The sequence below is a fragment of the Mesorhizobium sp. Root102 genome (assembly GCF_001425625.1).
In the GTDB taxonomy this organism is placed as follows: Bacteria; Pseudomonadota; Alphaproteobacteria; order Rhizobiales; family Rhizobiaceae; genus Mesorhizobium.
Genome location: NZ_LMCP01000045.1, coordinates 298,185 through 316,104, shown reverse-complemented (window position 1 = coordinate 316,104; position 17,920 = coordinate 298,185). Strand labels below are relative to the sequence as shown.

Below are 17,920 nucleotides of genomic sequence, written 5' to 3'. Positions count from 1 at the left end.
TGCTAAACGCCCGCGTTCATGCACACCCGAGCCACAGCGGCCGGGCGCTTTCGGGAAAGAAACAATGTCCGTCTTCAAATCCGATTTCCTGCGCACGATGAGCGAGCGCGGTTTCATCCACCAGACTTCGGATGATGCCGGCCTCGACGCTATCTTCGCCAAGGAGACGGTGACGGCCTATATCGGCTTCGACGCCACCGCCAAGAGCCTGCACGCCGGCTCGCTGATCCAGATCATGATGCTGCATTGGCTGCAGCAGACGGGTCATCGACCGATAGCACTGATGGGCGGCGGCACCTCGATGATCGGCGACCCGTCGTTCAAGGACGAGGCCCGCAAGCTTTTGACCCCGCAGGACATCGAAGACAACCTCGCCGGCATCGGCCGCAACTTCATGCCCTACCTCAAGTTCGGCAGCGGTCCGAATGACGCGATCATGGTCAACAACGCCGACTGGCTGATGGAGATCAACTACGTCAATTTCCTGCGCGACGTTGGCCGTCACTTTTCCGTCAACCGCATGCTGGCCTTCGATTCCGTCAAGCTGCGGCTCGACCGCGAGCAGTCGCTGTCGTTCCTCGAATTCAACTACATGATCCTGCAGGCCTATGATTTCGTCGAGCTTTACAAGCGTCTCGGCTGCCGCCTGCAGATGGGCGGCTCCGACCAATGGGGCAACATCATCAACGGCATCGATCTCGGCCGCCGCATGGAGGACGCGCAACTCTATGCGCTGACCACGCCGTTGCTCACCACCTCGTCGGGCGCCAAGATGGGCAAGTCGGCCTCGGGTGCGGTCTGGCTCGATGCGGAGATGCTGAGCCCCTATGAATTCTGGCAGTACTGGCGCAACACCGAGGATGCCGACGTTGCCCGCTTCCTGAAACTGTACACGACGCTGCCGCTGGACGAGGTCGCGCGGCTCGGGCGGCTCGGCGGATCCGAGATCAATGAGGCGAAGAAAATCCTCGCCACCGAGATCACCGCCCTGCTGCATGGCCGCGCAGCCGCGGAGCAAGCCAGCGATACGGCGCGCAAGACGTTCGAGGAAGGCGCGCTCGCCGAATCTTTGCCGACCGTCGAGGTTGACAAGGCAGCGCTCGAAGCCGGCGTCGGCGTCCTGTCGCTGCTCGTCACCGCCGGACTGGCGGCATCGAACGGCGAGGCGCGGCGGCATGTGCAGGGCGGTGCGGTGCGCCTGAACGACGAGCCGGTCAGCGACGAGCGCCGGCTGGTGACTTCAAAGGATTTGAGTCCGGAAAACGTCGTAAAGCTCTCACTCGGTAGGAAAAAGCACATTCTGGTACGACCTATTTGACCTCGATCAGCGGTACTCGAAGATCGACCTGAATATTCCAGGCGCGATCACCGACAGCGGATTGACGTCCAGCAGCGGCTTGTTGGCGTTGCCCTTCAGCCGGTAGGTGACGCCGATCAGGCCACGGTCGCGGCCATTGCCGAGCAGCGCGCCAACGATGGGCAATTCGCCGAAGATGCGATTGAGGCCGTAGACCGGCATGAAGGTGCCGGTCATGTCCATGTTGTTGTCCTGGTCGTAGAGCGTGCCCTGAAACGTCGTGCCGATGCGCGGGCCGCGCAGCACGCCATTGGCCAGTTTCAGATAGCCGCTGCCCTTGTCGATCTCGGCGTAGCCGCGTTCGAACTTCACCCGCGACGTGTCCAGCTTGCCCTTGACCGCCTGATTGAGGCTGCGGTTGTCGCCGGCCGGCGTGGTCGAGACGATGGAGGCGAGTTTCGGTTCGTTGACCACGAAAAAGTTGCTGGTGTCGACCTTGCCCTTCAGCGATCCGTCGCTCGGCCCCGCCAGCGCCAGCGTGATCGCTCCGCCTTCCATATGCTCGTAGATGTTGAGGAACCTGAGGATGGCGCCGGCGTCCGCGGACTGCATGTTCAGCGCGCGCCGGCCGGCGCCGGTGGTGTTGCTGATGCTGATCGCAGCGCCCGAACTTGCCGTGGCGCTGACCTTCAGCCCGTTCACCCGCGAACCGGCCGCGCTGTAGTCGAGCTTCAGATTGGACAATTGCTCGTCGTGGAAACCGGTCAACTGTTCGACATCGGCGCTAACGGAAATGGCATCCGAACCGGTGGTTTTGGTGGCGGTGTCGACGTCCGAGGTAAACTGCTTGATGAGCGAGCGTGCATCCAGCGCGTTGCCTGATATGTCGACCGCATAGCCCTTACCGGATCGCTTCACCGACACCGCAACGTCGTCACCCCTGTTCAAGGTGACCTTGCTGAACCGCGCCGACGACAGCGCGCTGTTGACCAGCACGATGCTGCCGTCGATGGAGAAGGTCTTTCCGTCGAGATTAAAGTCGGACAGCGTCGTGGTGTCGCCGGACTTGGTCATGACGAAGGTGACATTGGCGGGAACCCCTGCCCCCTTGCTCCAACCCGCCCAGGGAATGTCCAGCCTGGCATTGGTCAGATCGGCCGAAACGTTCTGGTCGCCGCTGCCGCTCTTGTCGATCGCGACCTTCACCGTTCCGCCAAGCAGCGCCTTCAAACCGGGCATGGCGGCGGCGCGGATCTTGTCGTCGAGCACCAGGGCCACCTTGCGGCTGCGCGCCGGCCCGTCGTCGCCGAGCGGCTCGATCAGATCGAGTTCGGCCGGTATGCCGTTCAGCGACGCCTTGGCAGAGATCACCGCCTTTACAGGGTCGACCGTGATCGAACCGTCGGCATCCGTCACGGTCTGCCCCTCGAAAGGCTTGGCCAACGACATACCGCTGTAGTCGAGCGACACCAGCCAATCGAGCTTCGAGGAGTCGACGCCGGACTGCAGCGGAATATCCGCCTTGACGTGGCCGGTGACGCTGCCCGACAGGTCTTCCGGCAGAATACCGACGTGGCGCATGGCGTTGATCGGCTCGTAGGATGCGAGTTCGGCAACAGCGGATGCGTCGCCAGCAACGTCGATGTCGAGCGCGCCGACGACCGGCGGGCGATTGGCCGCCTCGACCGTCAGCGTGCCGTTGCTGGCCGCCACGGTGCGGCCGCTGGGCATATAGACAGTGCCCGAGGACAGGGAAATATCGACATCGTTGCCGTGGAAGCCGACGACACCAACCGCGTCGCGTATCGGCGGTATGCGGCCGGCGGTGTCGAAGCGCGATCCCTCGATCTGGAAGCGACCGAACACCTCATCGGCGGAAAGCGGCACGCCGTTGCCGAGGCGGCCCGGCACGACCTGGAACTGGAGGTTGGCGTCGACGACGCGGCCGCCGAACAGATTGGCCAGCACCCACAGCCGGGCGTTGCGCGCTGAAAACCACGGCCACAGCTGCTTGACGTGGGAGACCTGCATGTTGTGGATGTTGAACGCAAGATTGATCCCCGGGGCCTTGCCGTCGACGAACGCCACGGCGGCGGTGCCAAGCACCTCTCCGGAGGCAGCGGACCGAAGCGCGATCTGCTCGGCGACCAGTCTGTGGCTCACCGTGTTGTAGACTCCGGCAATCCGGGCAAGGAAGGTGAGCGCTGGCTCAGGCGACTCCGAAGGCGCCAGCGACGAACCGTCGCTGGTCAGGTCATAACGATAGGAGGGTTCCTCGCCCGCCGCTCCGGTTGCCGGCTTCGGCCCGATCGAACCGGCGAAATCGAATGTCGAGCGGCCGGTCTTCAGTAGCAATCTGTCGACCTGGACCTTGTTGCTACCGGCAACCAGCGTCGCATTGACATCGACATCTGCCGGCAGCAGCCCGCGTGTGCCGAGATCGATGATGGAACCCGTGGATGACAAAGCGGCCGTCAGCCGCGATGCATTCATGCCGAACCCCTCCGATCCTGTCAGTTTCAGCGCGACCGCGCCCAACTTGCCGGCAGCGGCCCTCGTGTCACCGGCATCCGCCAGATCGATGCTCGCATCCAGTGCCGTGACCCGGTGCGCCGCGATATCGCGGGTGGCGGAAGCGGCAACGGTAACAGTCCTGCCGTCGACATCCGCCTTGGAGGAAAACCGCATGCCGCCGGTTCCCGACTGCACGACAGTGGCGTCGGTGACCTTGAGGAGCTTGATCGTTCCGGTGTCGGGCAGCACGAATTCGACGTCGCGAAGGTCGATCTGGCGCAGCGAATCCTCGCGCACGGCATCGAGTGCACGGTTGACGTTTGCGAACACCGCAACGGACAGTTTTTCCGGATCGATGAGGCCGTCCGCATTGCGCAGGGCGGCAGTCCAGTCGCCGCCTGACGGCATCGCAGCCACGACGATGCGGGCATCGGAGATCCTGGCGCTGGTCAGCCGAACATCTCCCCACAGCAGCGGAACCAGGCGCACGCCAAAGCGCACGCGGCCGGCATCGGCCATCGGCTTGCCGTCAGCGGTCTTCAGGCTGACGTCACTGACTTGAAGCGCTATGAAACTCGAACTGTCGAGCGTGATGCGGGCAGGCCCGACCGCGACATTGACATCGACACCAGCCAGTTTCTCGAGAGCCGTTTCCGCCTCGGTGCGAAGCCGTTCGGAACCGACGCCGGACGCACCGATGAGATAGACAACGACGGCCGCCAACAAGACGAGACTGGCGAAACCGGCGAATACCCTTGCCAGCATGCGAAAGCCGCGTCCGATCGACGCCTGACCGAGCGGCGGCACGCGGCACGCCGACGGAAAGGTCCCCAGGTCGGTGATCTCATCACGCCTGAACCGGATCTTCTCGTGCTGCGGTTGCTCCTGATCCACGCAATTTTCCGTTGTACGAACTCGATCGTGGACGAATCCCCGCTCGACACTATATCGGTGTGGCTTGGCGCGTAACCACAAACAAGGGCATCGGTATGGCTGACCTCGACGTAGGCGATCTGGCGCCGCAATTCGACCTGCCGCGGGACGGCGGCGGATCAGTCAGCCTTGCCTCATCCCTCGGCAAGCCCACAGTCCTCTATTTCTACCCCCAGGACGACACGACGAGCTGCACGCAAGAGGCAATAAGTTTTTCGCAGTTGAAGCCGGCGTTCGAGAAGGCCGGCGCCGTCGTGATCGGCCTCTCACCTGACAACGCCAAAAAGCACGACAAGTTCAAGTCGAAATACAATCTCACCATCGACCTCGCGGCCGACGAGGAGCGCAAGGTGATCGAGGCCTACCATCTATGGGTCGAGAAATCGATGTATGGCCGCAAATACATGGGTGTCGAGCGCGCGACGTTCCTGATCGGCCGCGACGGGCGGATCGCTGGGATTTGGCGCAAGGTCCGGGTCAAGGGCCATGCCGAGGACGTGCTGGCGGCCGTTCGCGCGCTTTGAGGTCTTGCGGGCACAGCTGACGCGCCTTCCCCACAACCTCATACCCGTCAGACGGTCAATCCCAGGCGGCAAGTTGGCGCCGCAAGCCTTTGTTAACCCTAATAATGTGTAATCAAGCTGTCGTGGTGTCGTAACCGAAAGCTTGGTCCCGTGAACGCAACCGGTCAGTCAGCAGTCTTCGGCAGGCGTAAGGAGCCCCATACGGTCATCATCGCCCGGGGCAACGAGATCAGGCACTTCACGATCCGCCCCTGGCTTGTGGCCTTTATCGGCTCGGCGCTCGCGGCCATTGCCATCGGCTACCTGATGGCCACCTCCTATCTCGTGCTGCGCGACGACCTGATCGGCGCCACCACGGCGCGGCAGGCGCGCATGCAGCAAGCCTATGAAGATCGCATTTCGGCGCTTCGCGCCCAGGTCGACCGCATCACCAGCCGCCAGTTGCTCGACCAGCAATTGATGGAAACCAAGGTCAGCGAACTGCTTGAACGCCAGAGCCAGTTGAGCCAGCGTCACGGCCGGCTTGGCCCGCTGCTCGAACGCGCCGAGAGCGAAGTCGGAACGGCGCCGGCCGAAGATCCGGCAGCGGCGAGCAAGCCGGACAAACGCGCCGAAGTGACCGGCAGCATCATCCCGCCCGCGCAGAATTACGCGGTCGCCAGCCTGAGCGCCGACCTCGGCGCCGGCGACACCAGGCCGTTCTCGCTGTGGTCGACGCGCTCCGATCCGCTGCCCAACGATTCAGCCGCGGATCGTGCCGACAAGCTGTTCGTCTCGATCAACCAGTCGCTGAAATCCATCGAAAGCGACCAGATCACCCGCATCAGCACGCTTGCCGACAATGCCTACAAGAGCGCCGACGCGATCACCCAGGCGCTTCAAGCGGCCGGACTGCCCGTCGATAGCGATTTCGGCAAGAACGACAGCGATGCCGGCGGACCGCTGATCCCGCTCGACTCCTCGATGATGTTCGACAGCAAGGTCAAGGAGTTGGACGAAGCGCTTGACGCGCTCGACCACCTCAAGAAGGAAGCCCGCCGGCTGCCGCTCACCAATCCCGCGCCGGGTCACCCCGTCACCAGCCCGTTCGGCGTGCGCACCGACCCCATCCTCGGCACCGCCGCTCTGCATTCAGGTATGGATTTCAGGGCGCCGATCGGCATGGCCGCAAAGGTCACAGCACCGGGCGTCGTCACCAAGGCAGGCTGGAACGGCGGCTATGGCCGCATGGTTGAAGTCGACCATGGCAACGGCTTTGCGACGCGCTATGGGCATCTCAGCGAGATCGACGTGACCGTGGGCGAGAAACTGGATGCCGGCGCCGTCATCGGCAAGACCGGCAGCAGCGGCCGCTCGACCGGCCCGCATCTGCACTACGAGGTCCGCCACAATGGCGAAGCGATCGATCCCTTGCGCTTCCTGACTGTCGGCAAGAAGGTCGCCCAGTACCTCTGAGCGTTTTTTGCTCCTGCCCCGCACGGCTGATGGCCATCATGCCGGCACGAGCCCTGCATCCCGTGCCTTTGTCAGTCGGCATTTTCCCGGTGCATCGACAGGAACGCGGTCACCGCCGAAACCAGGGTGGCGGCACCGACTTTCAAGGCGGCCTCATCGACGCGAAACCTGGCATGGTGAAGCGGAAACACCGATCCGACCGCCTCGTTGCGGATGCCGAGCCGGAAGTAGACCGACGGACGCTTCTCGCTGTAGTAGCCAAAGTCGTCCGCAATGGTCCATCCTGGCGTGTTGAGGACATTGTCGGGCCCGACACAGGCCTTGGCACTGGCGACAATCAGCTCGGTCATCTCGACGTCGTTGACGACGCCGGGTTCGCCCTTGTGGATGTCGAGCTGCACACTGGCGCCATGGGCCGTCGCTATTGCCTCCAGTATCGCACGAACGCGCCGCCAGGCTCGTTCGCGGGTGGCGTCGCTGCCGCTGCGGATAGTCCCTTTCAAGGTGACCTTGCCGGCGATCACGTTGTAGGCGTTGCCGCCATTGATGCCGGTGACGGAAATGACCAGCGGATCGTAGGGATCGATCTCGCGCGAAACGATCTTCTGCAATTCCCCCACCATGGAGCAGGCCACGGGGATCGCATCGATGCCCTCATACGGCTTTGCCGCATGCGCGGCCGAGCCGGTGACGACAACGTCAAATGTATCGCAGGCCAGAGTATACGGACCGGAACTCACGGCGATCTTACCGGTCGGCGTGTATGGATCGACGTGGACGCAGATAGCGGCGTCGATATCGTCGAGAAGCCCCTCTTCCACCACCCTCTTGCCTCCCGACGGATCGTCTTCCTCCGCCGGCTGGAAGATCAGACGGACGGTCCCGCCAAAACTGTTCCTTGACTGGTGAAGATGCTCGGCAACCGCAAAGGCCATCGATGCGTGGGCGTCATGGCCGCAGGCATGCATCACGCCTGGGTTCATCGATGCGAATTCGACACCGGATTCCTCCGCGATCGGCAAGGCATCGATGTCGGCGCGAATGGCCAGCTTTCGATTTGACGGCTTGCCGGTGCCGACAATGTCGACCGCCAGGCCAAAGCCCGCCACGTCGCGAATGCCGGCAATTCCCTGCCCGGCCAGCATCTGCCTGAGATAACGCTGCGTGTTGACTTCGCGGTTCGAGAGCTCCGGATTGCGGTGCAGATGGCGGCGGATCTCGATCATCCGGTCGAGAATTCCGGCATCGATATCGATCGTGCCGGGAATTGCAGAACCGCCTGCCATGGCCGGATCCTCAGGATTTGACATGGATCTCTCGCGGGAACCTCGTCAGCGTCTCATTGCCGGTTTCGGTGACCAGGATGGTCTCGCTGATCTCGATGCCCCAGCCGTCCATCCACATGCCGAGGATGGAATGAACGACGTTGCCCGGTTCAAGCATAGTCTTGTCGCCCGGCCTGAGGCTGATCGTGTGTTCGCCCCAATCCGGCGGATAGGCGACGCCGATGGAATAGCCGATGCGCGACTCCTTCTTCAATCCGTAGCGTTGAATGACCTTGCGCCAGGCGCCCTCTACCGCTTCGGCTGATGTTCCCGGCCTGACCGCATCGAGCACCGCGTCCATGCCTTCGATCACTGCTTTGGCCGTATCCGAGACATTTGTCGGCGTTTTGCCGAGTTGCAGGGTTCTTGCCAGCCCGGCGGCATAGCGGCGGCAGACCCCGGCAAGCTCCAGGGCAATCGTCTCGTTTTCCCCGAACCGCCTGTCGCTCCACATGATGTGCGGTGCGGAAGCATTTTCGCCGCCGAGAATTGTCGGCGGCAGCGCGGTGATGTCGCCCGCGAAGTCCGGGCTGCCGGCGATCTGCGCAGCCTGGATGGCGGCGATGGCATCGCACTCGCGAACGCCCGGCGCGATCACTTCGAAGGCCCGTGTGACCGCCGCCTCCGCCAAGGTCGAGGCCTTGCGCAAATAGGCGATCTCGGGCGCCGATTTGACCGCGCGGATCCAGTTCACCAGCAGATCGGCATCATGCCATTTTGCGTTGGGAAGTCCGGCGACGAGCCGGGCGTGCCCTTTCGGCGAGAAATAGTAGGCTTCGAGTTCGATGCCGATGTGTCTGATACCCCAGCCCTTCGCGACGATCCAATTCGCGATCCAGTCCATGGGATGGCGGTCGACGCGCTGGACGTGGTCTTCCGGGAAGCCAACCACGTTTTCCGGCTTCATCCAGGCCGTCAGAAGACCGCCGGCCGCATCCATGGCGCGCCCGATCCAGACCGGCTCGACGTCTTCGACCGGAACGAGCACCACCTGCGGCGTATAGAATGACCAGCCATCATAGCCGGTGATGTAATGCTGGTTGGCAACGTCGTTGACAACAAGGAGCTCGAGACCGCGCCTGGCCATCTCGGTGCGGATCTTGCGCAGCCGCTGCTGGTACTCGTTGCGGGCAAACGGCAATTCAATCATCTTTGCTCCATGCTTTGTCGGATCAACGGTCGCGGGGTTCGCCCACCTTTGAAACCGTTTCGACATGGCGGCAATCAGCCAGGGCGGTGCGTAAGCAGGTCCTGAACCGAATACGCCCTCCGCGGCCTTCTTTTGGAAAAACTCCGCTATCAATTTATTTTTGAATTCCATTTGACTGAATAAATAAGCGGTGCCAAGTTACCCTCTCGAAGGGGTGCACGTCATGGCACTGCGGGGGACCAATCAGGAGTTCGGGCGGCCGTACAACCGGCGCATCGTGCTTGAGTCCATCCGCCTTCATGGACCGATCGCCCGCGGCGAGATCGCCCGGCGCGTCGGACTGACCGTCCAGACGGTATCGACCATCGTTCGCGAACTGGAAGATCAGGGCTACATCCTGTCGCTGCGCGAAGAGCCGAAGGGGCGCGGCCTGCCCCCGGCGACCCTGCGCATCAACCCCGAGGGCGGCTATGCCGTCGGCGTCCACATCACCCCGCTCGGCATCAGTGCCGCCTTGATCAATCTGAGCGGCGACGTGATCGAGAGTAACTATCGCGAAGCTCCGAACGCGGCGCCGGACCATGCCTTCGACCTGATCGGGGCGATGGTGATCGAATTGACCAGGCTGCGGGCTGGCGGACGGGTGCTGGGCGTCGGCCTGGCCCTGCCCGGACCGTTCGGCGTCGAATCCATGAGTTTTGTCGGCCCGACCACCATGACCGGCTGGAAGGATGTGGCGCTGCGCGAGCGGCTGGCGGCATCGACCGGATTGCCGGCCTTCTTTGAAACCGACATGGCGGCAGCGGCCATGGGCGAGCGCCTCTACGGCCTCGGCGCCCAGTTTTCCGAATACTACTATCTCTATTTTGGCGTCGGCCTTGGCGGTGTCATGGTTCATGACGGCGGCGCCTTGCGCGGTGCCTGGGGAAATGCCGGCGAGATCGGACACATTCCCGTCGTTCCCGGCGGCGAGGCTTGCCCGTGCGGCAACAGCGGCTGCCTCGAAAGGTACCTCTCACTCGAGGCGCTCCGGCGCTGGAACGGCTGCGAAGCCGACTGGGTGGCCGAAGTCGGCCCGATCTTCCACAATGCCGTCGCCATCATCGAGAACCTCTTCGACCCGGAGACGGTCATCCTCGGCGGGCTGGCATCCACCGATCTGCTCGAACGGCTGGCTGGTTCGGCCAGAGGCCTGCACAACTCCGTTTCCGCACGGAAGGACCGCACGACGCCTCGAATCATCGTCGCGCGCGGCGGGCAACATTCGGTGTTGCGCGGCGCCGCCGCCCTTGCGGTTTCCGGGGTGCTGTCGCCCCGCTTCGGGCAGATGTTCGCCGCCGAACGCGAGCGCGAGCGCGACCTTCTCAAGGCCAGGGAGATTGCGGCATGAACGAACCCCTGCTGGTGCTCGACAACGTCACCAAGAACTATGGCGCGATCGAAGCGCTCAAGGGGATCAGCTTCTCGATCGGCAAGGGCGAGGTCGTGGCGCTGCTAGGCGACAACGGCGCCGGCAAATCGACACTGGTCAAGATCATCGCTGGCGGACTGGAGCCGACCTCCGGCCGCATGCTGTTCGAGGGCAAGGACTTTCTTGCCCGGTCGCCCGCCGAGGCCAAGGCGGCGGGCATAGAGACCGTCTACCAGGACCTGTCTTTGTGCACCAATGTCGACGTGGTCGCCAATTTCTTCATGGGCCGCGAGATCACCAGGAAGGTTTTCGGCATTCCCGTGCTCGACGAGCGCGCCATGGAAGCCGTCGTCGGAAAGGCGCTGGCCAGTGCCGGCACCCGCATTCCCTCGCTGCGCACCAATGTCGAGCATCTTTCGGGCGGCCAGCGGCAGGCCATCGAGCTCAACCGGTTCGTGCACTGGGGCGGCAAGCTGGTGCTGCTCGACGAACCGTTCGCAGCGCTTGGAGTCGAACAGACGCGGCGCGGCCTCGACATGATCCGCCAGGTGGCGAACCAGGGCATCGGCGTCGTCATCATCACCCATATCATGCAGCAGGCCTTCCAGGTCGCCGACCGGATCGTGGTGATCCGGCAAGGCGTCGTGGCCGGCGATGTCGCACGCAACAAAACAAGTCCCGATGCGGTGATCAACATGATCACCGGTGAAACGCTTGCCGGTGCCGGACCGACAGGCTGAGGGACAAAAGAGGGGTCCGGCTTAAGAGGAGCGAACGACATGAAGCGAATACTTCTTGCTGCCTTCGGTATCCTTGCACTGGCCTTTGCCACGCTCACGCCGGCATTCGCCCAGTCCAAGGGTATCGTCTACTATATGGTACCGACCCTGCTGGATGAGTTCCAGACCGGCTCGGTGAGCGCGCTGGAACTGTTCCTGAAGCAGACCGGCTACGAGATGAAGACGCTGAACGCCGACAACAAGACCGACGCCCAGCAATCACAAATGAACGACGTCATCGCGCTGAAACCGGCGGCCATCATCCTGGCGGCGGTCGACTTCAATGCGCTGAAACCATCCATCGAAGCCGCCCGCGCGGCCGGCATCCCGGTGGTCGAGTTCGACCGCCAGATCACGTCGACGCCATCCGACTTCACCTCTGTCGCCGGAACGGTCGAGATCGGCTACGTCGCCGCCGACCAGGCCGAGAAGCTGCTGAAAGCGAAGAACGGCTCGGTGAAGGGCAAGGTGCTGCAGGTGCTCGGCGACCCGGGCGATCCCTATACGCTCGACATCCAGAAGGGCTTTGAGGAGAAGATGAAGGCGTTTCCGGACGTCAAGATCATCTCGCTTCCGGCCATGCAGTGGGAGGCCAGCAATGCCGGCACCATCGTTGCCGACCAGATGCTGGCGAACCCCGACATCGACCTGATCTTCAGCCATGCCGCCCACCTCTCGGTCGCTGCCGTCGCCTCGCTCGAGGCCGCCGGCAAGAAGCCGGGCGACGTCATGCTGATGAGCTCGAACGGCGCTCCGGTCGGCCTCGACCTGATCCGCAAGGGCTGGCTCAACGTCGAAGTCGAGCAGCCGCTCTACGCGCAGGCCGCGGCTGTCGCCATGTTCATGGACAAGATCGCCAAGAAGGAAGAGATCAAGCCCGGCGAATACGACGTGCTCGGCCTGAAATCGACCGTGACCAAGGAAGCCTGGGGCCCGAACATCAAGATCCCAGGCGCCGCCATCACCAAGGAAAATGTCGACAATCCGGCCTTCTGGGGCAACCAGAAGCCGCCGACGGACACCGTCAAATCAGTCGAATAGTCACGTCGCAGAAAACGCTCCGGGCCATCTCGGCCCGGAGCCAATTCTCCAATTCCAACCCGCGCATGATCTCTCGAAAAATCGAGTTTGGATCACGCGCCAGCCGGATCAGCCCATGAACCCCCGCACACGCCGCGCCCTGGAGTTCGTCCTCGACAACCTCGTCTGGTTCATGCTGCTGTTCGTGCTCGTGGTCTTCTCCATCTTCGTCCCGAACTATTTTCAACTTGGCATCTTCGCCAACATCATCGAGGCCTCCAGCGTGCTGGGCGTCATGTCGATCGGCCTGGCGCTGGTGATCATCGCCGGTCACATGGACCTGTCGGTCGAATCGGTGGCGGCGCTCAGCGCCATGGCGGTCGGCATCCTGTTCTGCTCGTCCGGAATAGGGCTTGGCGTTCAGTTGTATCCGGAATGGCTGATGGTTCCGGTGTCGCTGCTGCTGGCGCTGGCCGTCGGCGGCCTCATCGGCGCCTTCAACGGCTATCTGGTGGTCAAGGTGAAGATGAGCGCCTTCATCATCACGCTGGCGTCCTACATCTGGGTGCGCGGCCTCGTGCTGGTCATTTCGGGCGGCCGCTCGGCGCAGGACCTGGCGCCGGCCATCCGCTGGTTCGGCATCCAGCGCCTTGTCGGTCTGCCGCTCACCGCCTGGATCGCGGTTGGCTGTTTCGTCGTCTTTTCGCTGATCATGGCCAAGACGCCGTTCGGCCGGCATCTCGTCATGATCGGCGGCAACGAGACGGCAACCTTCCGCGCCGGCATAAGGGTGAACCGCAATCTCATCATCGCTTTCGTTCTCGCCGGCTCAATCGCCGGCCTCGCTGGCTGGCTGCTGGCGATCCGCACCTCGGGTGCCACCGCCAATCTCGGCGTCGGCCTTTTGTTCAACGCCTTCGCCGCCGTCGTCATCGGTGGCGTCAGCCTCAAAGGCGGCGTCGGCACCCTGCCCGGCGTCTATGCCGGCGTCCTGCTGCTCTCGGCCATCAACACGGCGATCAACCTGATGGGCCTGCCGGCCAATTTCACCCAGGTGATCCACGGTCTGCTGGTGCTGGCCGCCGTGCTGCTCGACGCTTTCAAGCAAACCATCCGCCAAAGGCTCGCATGACAGGACGGCTCGCATGACCGGACGACTGAAAGACAAGGTAGCGCTGATCGTCGGCAGCGCCCGCGGCATCGGCAAGGGCATCGCGCTACGCTTCGCCGAAGAGGGTGCAAGGCTGGTGCTCGCCGACACGGAGGTCGAGGCCGGGCAAGCGACCGCGGACGAAATGGGCGTCCCCTTCATCCGCACCGACATCTCGCAAATGAGCGATGCCGAGGCCGCCGTGGCGCTCGCGCTCAAGCTCCATGGCCGCCTCGACATCATCGTCCAGAATGCCGGCATCTATCCCTGGCAGTTGATCGAGAACACCAGCGCCGACGACTGGGACCGTGTCATGGCGGTCAATCTGCGCGGCACCTTCAATGCCAGCCGCGCGGCCCTGGTGCCGATGAAGGCGCAAGGTTTTGGCCGCATGCTCTACACCTCCTCCATCACCGGCCCGCATGTCACCAGCCCCGGCCATGGCCACTATTCCGCCAGCAAGGCCGGCATCAACGGCTTCATCCGTGCCGCGGCGCTGGAATTCTCCGGTTACGGCATCACCGTCAACGGTGTCGAGCCCGGCAACATCCTCACCGAGGCCATCGAGATGCATCGGGGCGCGGCCTATATCAAGAACATGGAGGACTCGATCCCACTCGGCCGCCTCGGCAGCCCGCGCGACGTGGCCAACGCCTTCCTGTTCCTCGCCTCCGACGATGCCAGCTACATCACCGGCACGACCATAATCGTCGACGGCGGCCAGCTGCTGCCGGAAGGCAACGACTTCCGGCTCCTGCCGCCTTGACCGTTGCAGGATGGCGACGGACCGCCTCGTCTCCTGACGAGGAGCGAGAATGAGAGCCGTAGTTCAAGCGACAGATTCATCGCCCACGCATTAGTTGCCAACATTCCCCCACAAGTTGCAGCGGAACAACTTAGCGTCTCAAAGGTTGTTCACCAAGTGCTGATCAAGGGGGATGTTTGCCAATGGCCAACGACATCAGAACCAGCCATATCTACCAGCGGGCCCATGCTTCGGCGGAGGGCGGTTTCCACCACTCTCCGGCCGAGATCGTGGCACATTGCTGGCCGAGGGTTATCCCGAAGCCGCCGAGCTGTTGAACTCCAAAAACATCCATGCCGACCTGCGCCGAGTTTGTGAGGCAGCGGCTGATGGATAGCCAGGCACTCCATACCGTGGGCTTCGCCATTGACGCGGCCGTGTGATGGATTGTGTGACTGGAATGGTGGGCGATGACGGGCTCGAACCGCCGACATCTTCGGTGTAAACGAAGCGCTCTACCAACTGAGCTAATCGCCCGCTCCGGGCCGGACCTTTAAGCGGTCGTAACCGGCTTCGCAAGGCCAAATGAGTGCAGGACGCCCTGGTTGGACGCCGGTTTTGCCAACAAAACGCCGGCTGTCAAAAAACCTTCTCCTGTTTGCTGTTATGCTGTCCTGTCACGCTTGACACCCGGTGGCGAACCCCTTATCCAGCGCCCCAACGACGAACACGGCTGACACGTGTTCGCCATGCGCGGGTGTAGCTCAGTTGGTTAGAGTGCCGGCCTGTCACGCCGGAGGTCGCGGGTTCGAGCCCCGTCACTCGCGCCATTTCTCCTGGGGGTATCAAGCCCTTGGCTTCGGAGAAATGTCGACATTGATTGTCAAAAATATTGTCTTGCAAGAGACCTGAGGCCACTCAGGTCCTTTCGGCATGTGCCTACGTCTGGCCTCGCAAGATCACCCTCTCGCCAGCAGCGCCTCGACCTCCTGCAGCGTCGGCATGGACGGCGCGGTCCCTGGTCGCGTCACCGAAATGCCGGCGACCGCACAAGCGAAGCGCACCGCCTCTAGCGGCTCCACGCCCCGCGAAATTGCTGCGGCAAGACCGCCATTGAAGGCATCGCCCGCCCCTGTGGTTTCGACCACCGGCCCGGCACTGACGGCAGGAACATGGTCGGAGCGGTTCTTCGAGTGCAAAAGCGCGCCCTTGTCACCGAGCGTGACGATGACCGTGCCGACGCCCTTTTCGAGCAGCTTGTCCGCAGCGGCTCGCGCCTCGTCGACCGAGGAGACCTTCATCCCGGTCAGTTCCTCCGTCTCGGTCTCATTGGGCGTGAGATAGTCGCACAGCGTGTAGATGCGGTCGGGAAGCTTCGCCGCCGGGGCCGGGTTGAGGATCGTCGTCACCCCTGCCCCACGCGCTATCTCCAGCGCCCGCGTAGCCGCCTCGATCGGCTGTTCGAGCTGCGTGACGAAGACGCCGGCACCGCTGATCAGCCCGGCATTGGCCTCGATATCGGCTGGCGAGATCAGCATGGCAGCACCAGGGCTGACGATGATGGCGTTGTTGCCGGTGGTTTCCTCGACAAAGATGTAGGCCGCGCCGGTATAGCTTTCCGGCGTGTCGATGACGGCATTCTTGACGCCCGCCTGCGCCCAGGTCTGCCTGGCCATGTCGGCGAAGGGGTCGACGCCGAGGCGGGTGAGGAAGGTGACGTCGGCGCCGAGCTTGCCGGCGGCGACCGCCTGGTTCGAGCCCTTGCCGCCCGGCCCCAGCGTGAAGGATGTGCCGAGGATGGTTTCGCCCATGCGCGGCTGCCGCTGCGCCCTGTAGGCGGTGTCGGCGACGAACACACCCAGGATGACGACAGGCTTGCCCGAAGCCATGCCGCTACTCCGCATCCGGCGGCACGACGCCCTTGCGGAAAGCGAAGCAGCCATAGAAGCGGCGTTCGCCGGTCTGGATGACGCAATAGGCCTGTTTGGCGCGCTCGTAGAAGGCATAGCGCTCGACCGCTATCATCGGCCAGGACTTGCCCTCGGCCTGGTCGACTTCCTTCTGCACCTCTTTCTGCACAGCCGGAATCTCGTCCGGCTTGCCGACAATCTCCATGCGCGCGGCCGAGTCGTCGACGAACGTGTCCAGCGGGTAGAGCGACAGCACCGCCTTGGCTACCTCGGCGGCCGAGGCATCGATGCGCAGCAGGCGGCCGAGCGCGGTCTGGCGCGCCACCGAATCGGACGGGAAATTGGTGTCGGCGATAATCAGATCATCGCCATGGCCCATCGCCCGCAATGCCTGCAGCACGTCGGCATTGAGCAACGGATTGATGCCTTTGAGCATGATAGTCCTCGTGAGTTGAGATCAGAGACGCTTGCCGGTCTCGGCGTCGAAAAGATGGATCTGGTCGAGCCGCGGCTTCAGGGTCAGCGTGTCGCCGGGTTTGAAGTCGTGGCGCTCGCGAAACAGCGCCACCATCTCGCCGTCGCCGAAGCGCAGGAACACCAGCGTTTCCGAGCCGGTCGGCTCGACCACCGAAATCTTCGCCGGCACGCCATCGGGATGGATCTCGAGATGTTCCGGGCGCACGCCATAGACGACGGCCTGGCCGTCCTGCGCGGCATTGCCTGGTGCAATCGGAAACAGCGTGCCTGCAATGTCGACACCGGGCTTGGCGCCCTTGCGCATGACGCCCTTGAGCAGGTTCATCGAAGGCGAACCGATGAAGCCGGCGACAAACAGATTGGCCGGCCGGTCGAACAGCTCCAGCGGCGCGCCGACCTGCTCGATGCGGCCGTCGCGCATGACGACGATCTTGTCGGCCATGGTCATGGCCTCGATCTGGTCATGGGTGACGTAGATGGTGGTGGTCTTCAGCCGCTGGTGCAGTTCCTTGATCTCGGTGCGCATCTGCACGCGCAGCTTGGCGTCCAGATTGGAGAGCGGCTCGTCGAACAGGAACACCTGCGGGTTGCGCACGATGGCGCGGCCCATGGCCACGCGCTGGCGCTGTCCGCCGGAAAGCTGGCGAGGATAGCGCTTCAGATAGGGATTGAGGTCGAGGATGTCGGCGGCGCGCTTGACCCGCTCGGCGACCACGGCCGGATCGGTTTTCCGCAGCTTGAGCGCAAAGGCCATGTTCTGCTCGACAGTCTTGTGCGGATAGAGCGCGTAGTTCTGGAACACCATGGCGATGTCGCGCTTGGCCGGCGGCAGGTGATTGACGACGCGGTCGCCGATGGCGATGGTCCCAGCGGATACGGTCTCCAGCCCGGCCACCATCCTGAGCAGCGTGGACTTGCCGCAACCCGAAGGGCCAACCAGCACCACGAACTGTCCGTCTGCGATATCGACGCTGACTTCATGCAGAACCTTGACCGTTCCGAACGCCTTGGCCACCTTGCTGATTGCGACTTGAGCCATATACTCCCCTTCCGGCTCCACTGGCCGTAGACGCAGAAGCTAACCAAGGCGACCGGTCAGGGCAAGTCGGTCCCTTATAGATAAAAACCCGTTCTCGTTGACACGGCGTTGGGTTGTGAGAATAGTGGCGAGCGCTGGTCCAAAGTCGGCACCCGAACCGTAATCGGAACCTCAATCGACGCAGGGTGGGG

Annotated in this window: 14 protein-coding genes and 2 tRNA genes; 9 read left to right on the top strand and 7 right to left on the bottom strand. The window is 63.2% G+C overall.

What is annotated here, in order from left to right:
- Positions 1-64 precede the first annotated feature (64 nt).
- Positions 65-1,318: a tyrosine--tRNA ligase gene (gene tyrS, locus ASD12_RS27805; protein ID WP_056594269.1), complete on the top strand. Its 1,254-nt coding sequence runs from the start codon at positions 65-67 to the stop codon at positions 1,316-1,318.
- Between the two features lie 6 nt (positions 1,319-1,324).
- Here the strand turns inward: tyrS and ASD12_RS27800 are convergent, their stop codons facing one another.
- Positions 1,325-4,705 (bottom strand): DUF3971 domain-containing protein, encoded by a 3,381-nt coding sequence (locus ASD12_RS27800; RefSeq protein WP_056594267.1) that lies wholly within the window; start codon positions 4,703-4,705, stop codon positions 1,325-1,327.
- Positions 4,706-4,800: 95 nt separating this feature from the next.
- Between ASD12_RS27800 and ASD12_RS27795 the strand changes: the two genes are divergently transcribed.
- Together ASD12_RS27795 and ASD12_RS27790 are read left to right on the top strand one after the other, a co-directional pair.
- Positions 4,801-5,268 carry a peroxiredoxin gene (locus ASD12_RS27795; protein ID WP_056594560.1) on the top strand — a complete coding sequence of 156 codons (468 nt, stop codon included), beginning with the start codon at positions 4,801-4,803 and terminating at the stop codon, positions 5,266-5,268.
- Positions 5,269-5,418: 150 nt separating this feature from the next.
- Entirely contained in the window at positions 5,419-6,723 is a 1,305-nt protein-coding gene (locus tag ASD12_RS27790; protein ID WP_056594264.1) for a M23 family metallopeptidase, read from the top strand.
- A gap of 71 nt (positions 6,724-6,794) precedes the next feature.
- On the opposite strand, the gene ASD12_RS27785 is transcribed toward ASD12_RS27790, so the two are convergent.
- Positions 6,795-8,009, bottom strand: coding sequence for an amidohydrolase (locus ASD12_RS27785; protein ID WP_244482995.1), 1,215 nt, complete (start codon positions 8,007-8,009; stop codon positions 6,795-6,797).
- A gap of 10 nt (positions 8,010-8,019) precedes the next feature.
- Positions 8,020-9,198 carry a M24 family metallopeptidase gene (locus tag ASD12_RS27780; RefSeq protein ID WP_056594555.1) on the bottom strand — a complete coding sequence of 393 codons (1,179 nt, stop codon included), beginning with the start codon at positions 9,196-9,198 and terminating at the stop codon, positions 8,020-8,022.
- A gap of 223 nt (positions 9,199-9,421) precedes the next feature.
- On the opposite strand from ASD12_RS27780, the gene ASD12_RS27775 reads away from it, so the two are divergent.
- The 5 genes from ASD12_RS27775 (at position 9,422) to ASD12_RS27755 (ending at position 14,324) form a co-directional block, all read left to right on the top strand.
- On the top strand, positions 9,422-10,588 hold the full coding sequence (locus ASD12_RS27775) for an ROK family transcriptional regulator (RefSeq protein ID WP_056594258.1): 1,167 nt from the start codon (positions 9,422-9,424) through the stop codon (positions 10,586-10,588).
- Positions 10,585-11,349, top strand: a complete 765-nt coding sequence (locus ASD12_RS27770) for an ATP-binding cassette domain-containing protein (protein ID WP_056594254.1) — start codon at positions 10,585-10,587, stop codon at positions 11,347-11,349. The genes ASD12_RS27775 and ASD12_RS27770 overlap by 4 nt, the downstream gene beginning before the upstream one ends.
- 39 nt (positions 11,350-11,388) lie before the next feature.
- On the top strand, positions 11,389-12,429 hold the full coding sequence (locus ASD12_RS27765; RefSeq protein WP_056594251.1) for a sugar ABC transporter substrate-binding protein: 1,041 nt from the start codon (positions 11,389-11,391) through the stop codon (positions 12,427-12,429).
- 115 nt (positions 12,430-12,544) lie between these two features.
- Entirely contained in the window at positions 12,545-13,540 is a 996-nt protein-coding gene (locus ASD12_RS27760) for an ABC transporter permease (RefSeq protein WP_056594247.1), read from the top strand.
- A 13-nt stretch (positions 13,541-13,553) separates the two neighbouring features.
- Positions 13,554-14,324 (top strand): SDR family NAD(P)-dependent oxidoreductase, encoded by a 771-nt coding sequence (locus ASD12_RS27755; RefSeq protein ID WP_056594244.1) that lies wholly within the window; start codon positions 13,554-13,556, stop codon positions 14,322-14,324.
- A 440-nt stretch (positions 14,325-14,764) separates the two neighbouring features.
- Here the strand turns inward: ASD12_RS27755 and ASD12_RS27750 are convergent.
- Positions 14,765-14,840, bottom strand: a tRNA-Val gene (locus ASD12_RS27750).
- Between the two features lie 216 nt (positions 14,841-15,056).
- Here ASD12_RS27750 and ASD12_RS27745 point away from each other — a divergent pair.
- Positions 15,057-15,133 (top strand) — tRNA-Asp (locus tag ASD12_RS27745).
- Between the two features lie 129 nt (positions 15,134-15,262).
- Here ASD12_RS27745 and rbsK read toward each other — a convergent pair.
- From rbsK to ugpC, 3 genes are read right to left on the bottom strand one after another with little or no spacing between them, the layout of a single operon-like run.
- Entirely contained in the window at positions 15,263-16,192 is a 930-nt protein-coding gene (gene rbsK, locus ASD12_RS27740) for a ribokinase (RefSeq protein WP_056594241.1), read from the bottom strand.
- A 4-nt stretch (positions 16,193-16,196) separates the two neighbouring features.
- The gene (locus ASD12_RS27735; protein ID WP_056594238.1) at positions 16,197-16,649 is read right to left on the bottom strand and encodes an RbsD/FucU family protein; all 453 of its coding nucleotides are present in this window, start codon (positions 16,647-16,649) and stop codon (positions 16,197-16,199) included.
- A 21-nt stretch (positions 16,650-16,670) separates the two neighbouring features.
- On the bottom strand, positions 16,671-17,729 hold the full coding sequence (gene ugpC, locus ASD12_RS27730) for a sn-glycerol-3-phosphate ABC transporter ATP-binding protein UgpC (RefSeq protein WP_056594235.1): 1,059 nt from the start codon (positions 17,727-17,729) through the stop codon (positions 16,671-16,673).
- Between the last annotated feature and the right edge of the window lie 191 nt (positions 17,730-17,920).

Excerpts from the sequence above, each read along its gene's own strand:
- tyrS (WP_056594269.1), top strand. The coding sequence starts at position 65 with ATGTCCGTCTTCAAATCCGATTTCCTGCGCACGATGAGCGAGCGCGGT.
- ASD12_RS27795 (WP_056594560.1), top strand. The coding sequence starts at position 4,801 with ATGGCTGACCTCGACGTAGGCGATCTGGCGCCGCAATTCGACCTGCCG.
- ASD12_RS27785 (WP_244482995.1), bottom strand. The coding sequence starts at position 8,009 with ATGGCAGGCGGTTCTGCAATTCCCGGCACGATCGATATCGATGCCGGA.
- ASD12_RS27780 (WP_056594555.1), bottom strand. The coding sequence starts at position 9,198 with ATGATTGAATTGCCGTTTGCCCGCAACGAGTACCAGCAGCGGCTGCGC.
- ASD12_RS27775 (WP_056594258.1), top strand. The coding sequence starts at position 9,422 with ATGGCACTGCGGGGGACCAATCAGGAGTTCGGGCGGCCGTACAACCGG.
- ASD12_RS27770 (WP_056594254.1), top strand. The coding sequence starts at position 10,585 with ATGAACGAACCCCTGCTGGTGCTCGACAACGTCACCAAGAACTATGGC.
- ASD12_RS27765 (WP_056594251.1), top strand. The coding sequence starts at position 11,389 with ATGAAGCGAATACTTCTTGCTGCCTTCGGTATCCTTGCACTGGCCTTT.
- ASD12_RS27760 (WP_056594247.1), top strand. The coding sequence starts at position 12,545 with ATGAACCCCCGCACACGCCGCGCCCTGGAGTTCGTCCTCGACAACCTC.
- ASD12_RS27755 (WP_056594244.1), top strand. The coding sequence starts at position 13,554 with ATGACCGGACGACTGAAAGACAAGGTAGCGCTGATCGTCGGCAGCGCC.
- rbsK (WP_056594241.1), bottom strand. The coding sequence starts at position 16,192 with ATGGCTTCGGGCAAGCCTGTCGTCATCCTGGGTGTGTTCGTCGCCGAC.
- ASD12_RS27735 (WP_056594238.1), bottom strand. The coding sequence starts at position 16,649 with ATGCTCAAAGGCATCAATCCGTTGCTCAATGCCGACGTGCTGCAGGCA.
- ugpC (WP_056594235.1), bottom strand. The coding sequence starts at position 17,729 with ATGGCTCAAGTCGCAATCAGCAAGGTGGCCAAGGCGTTCGGAACGGTC.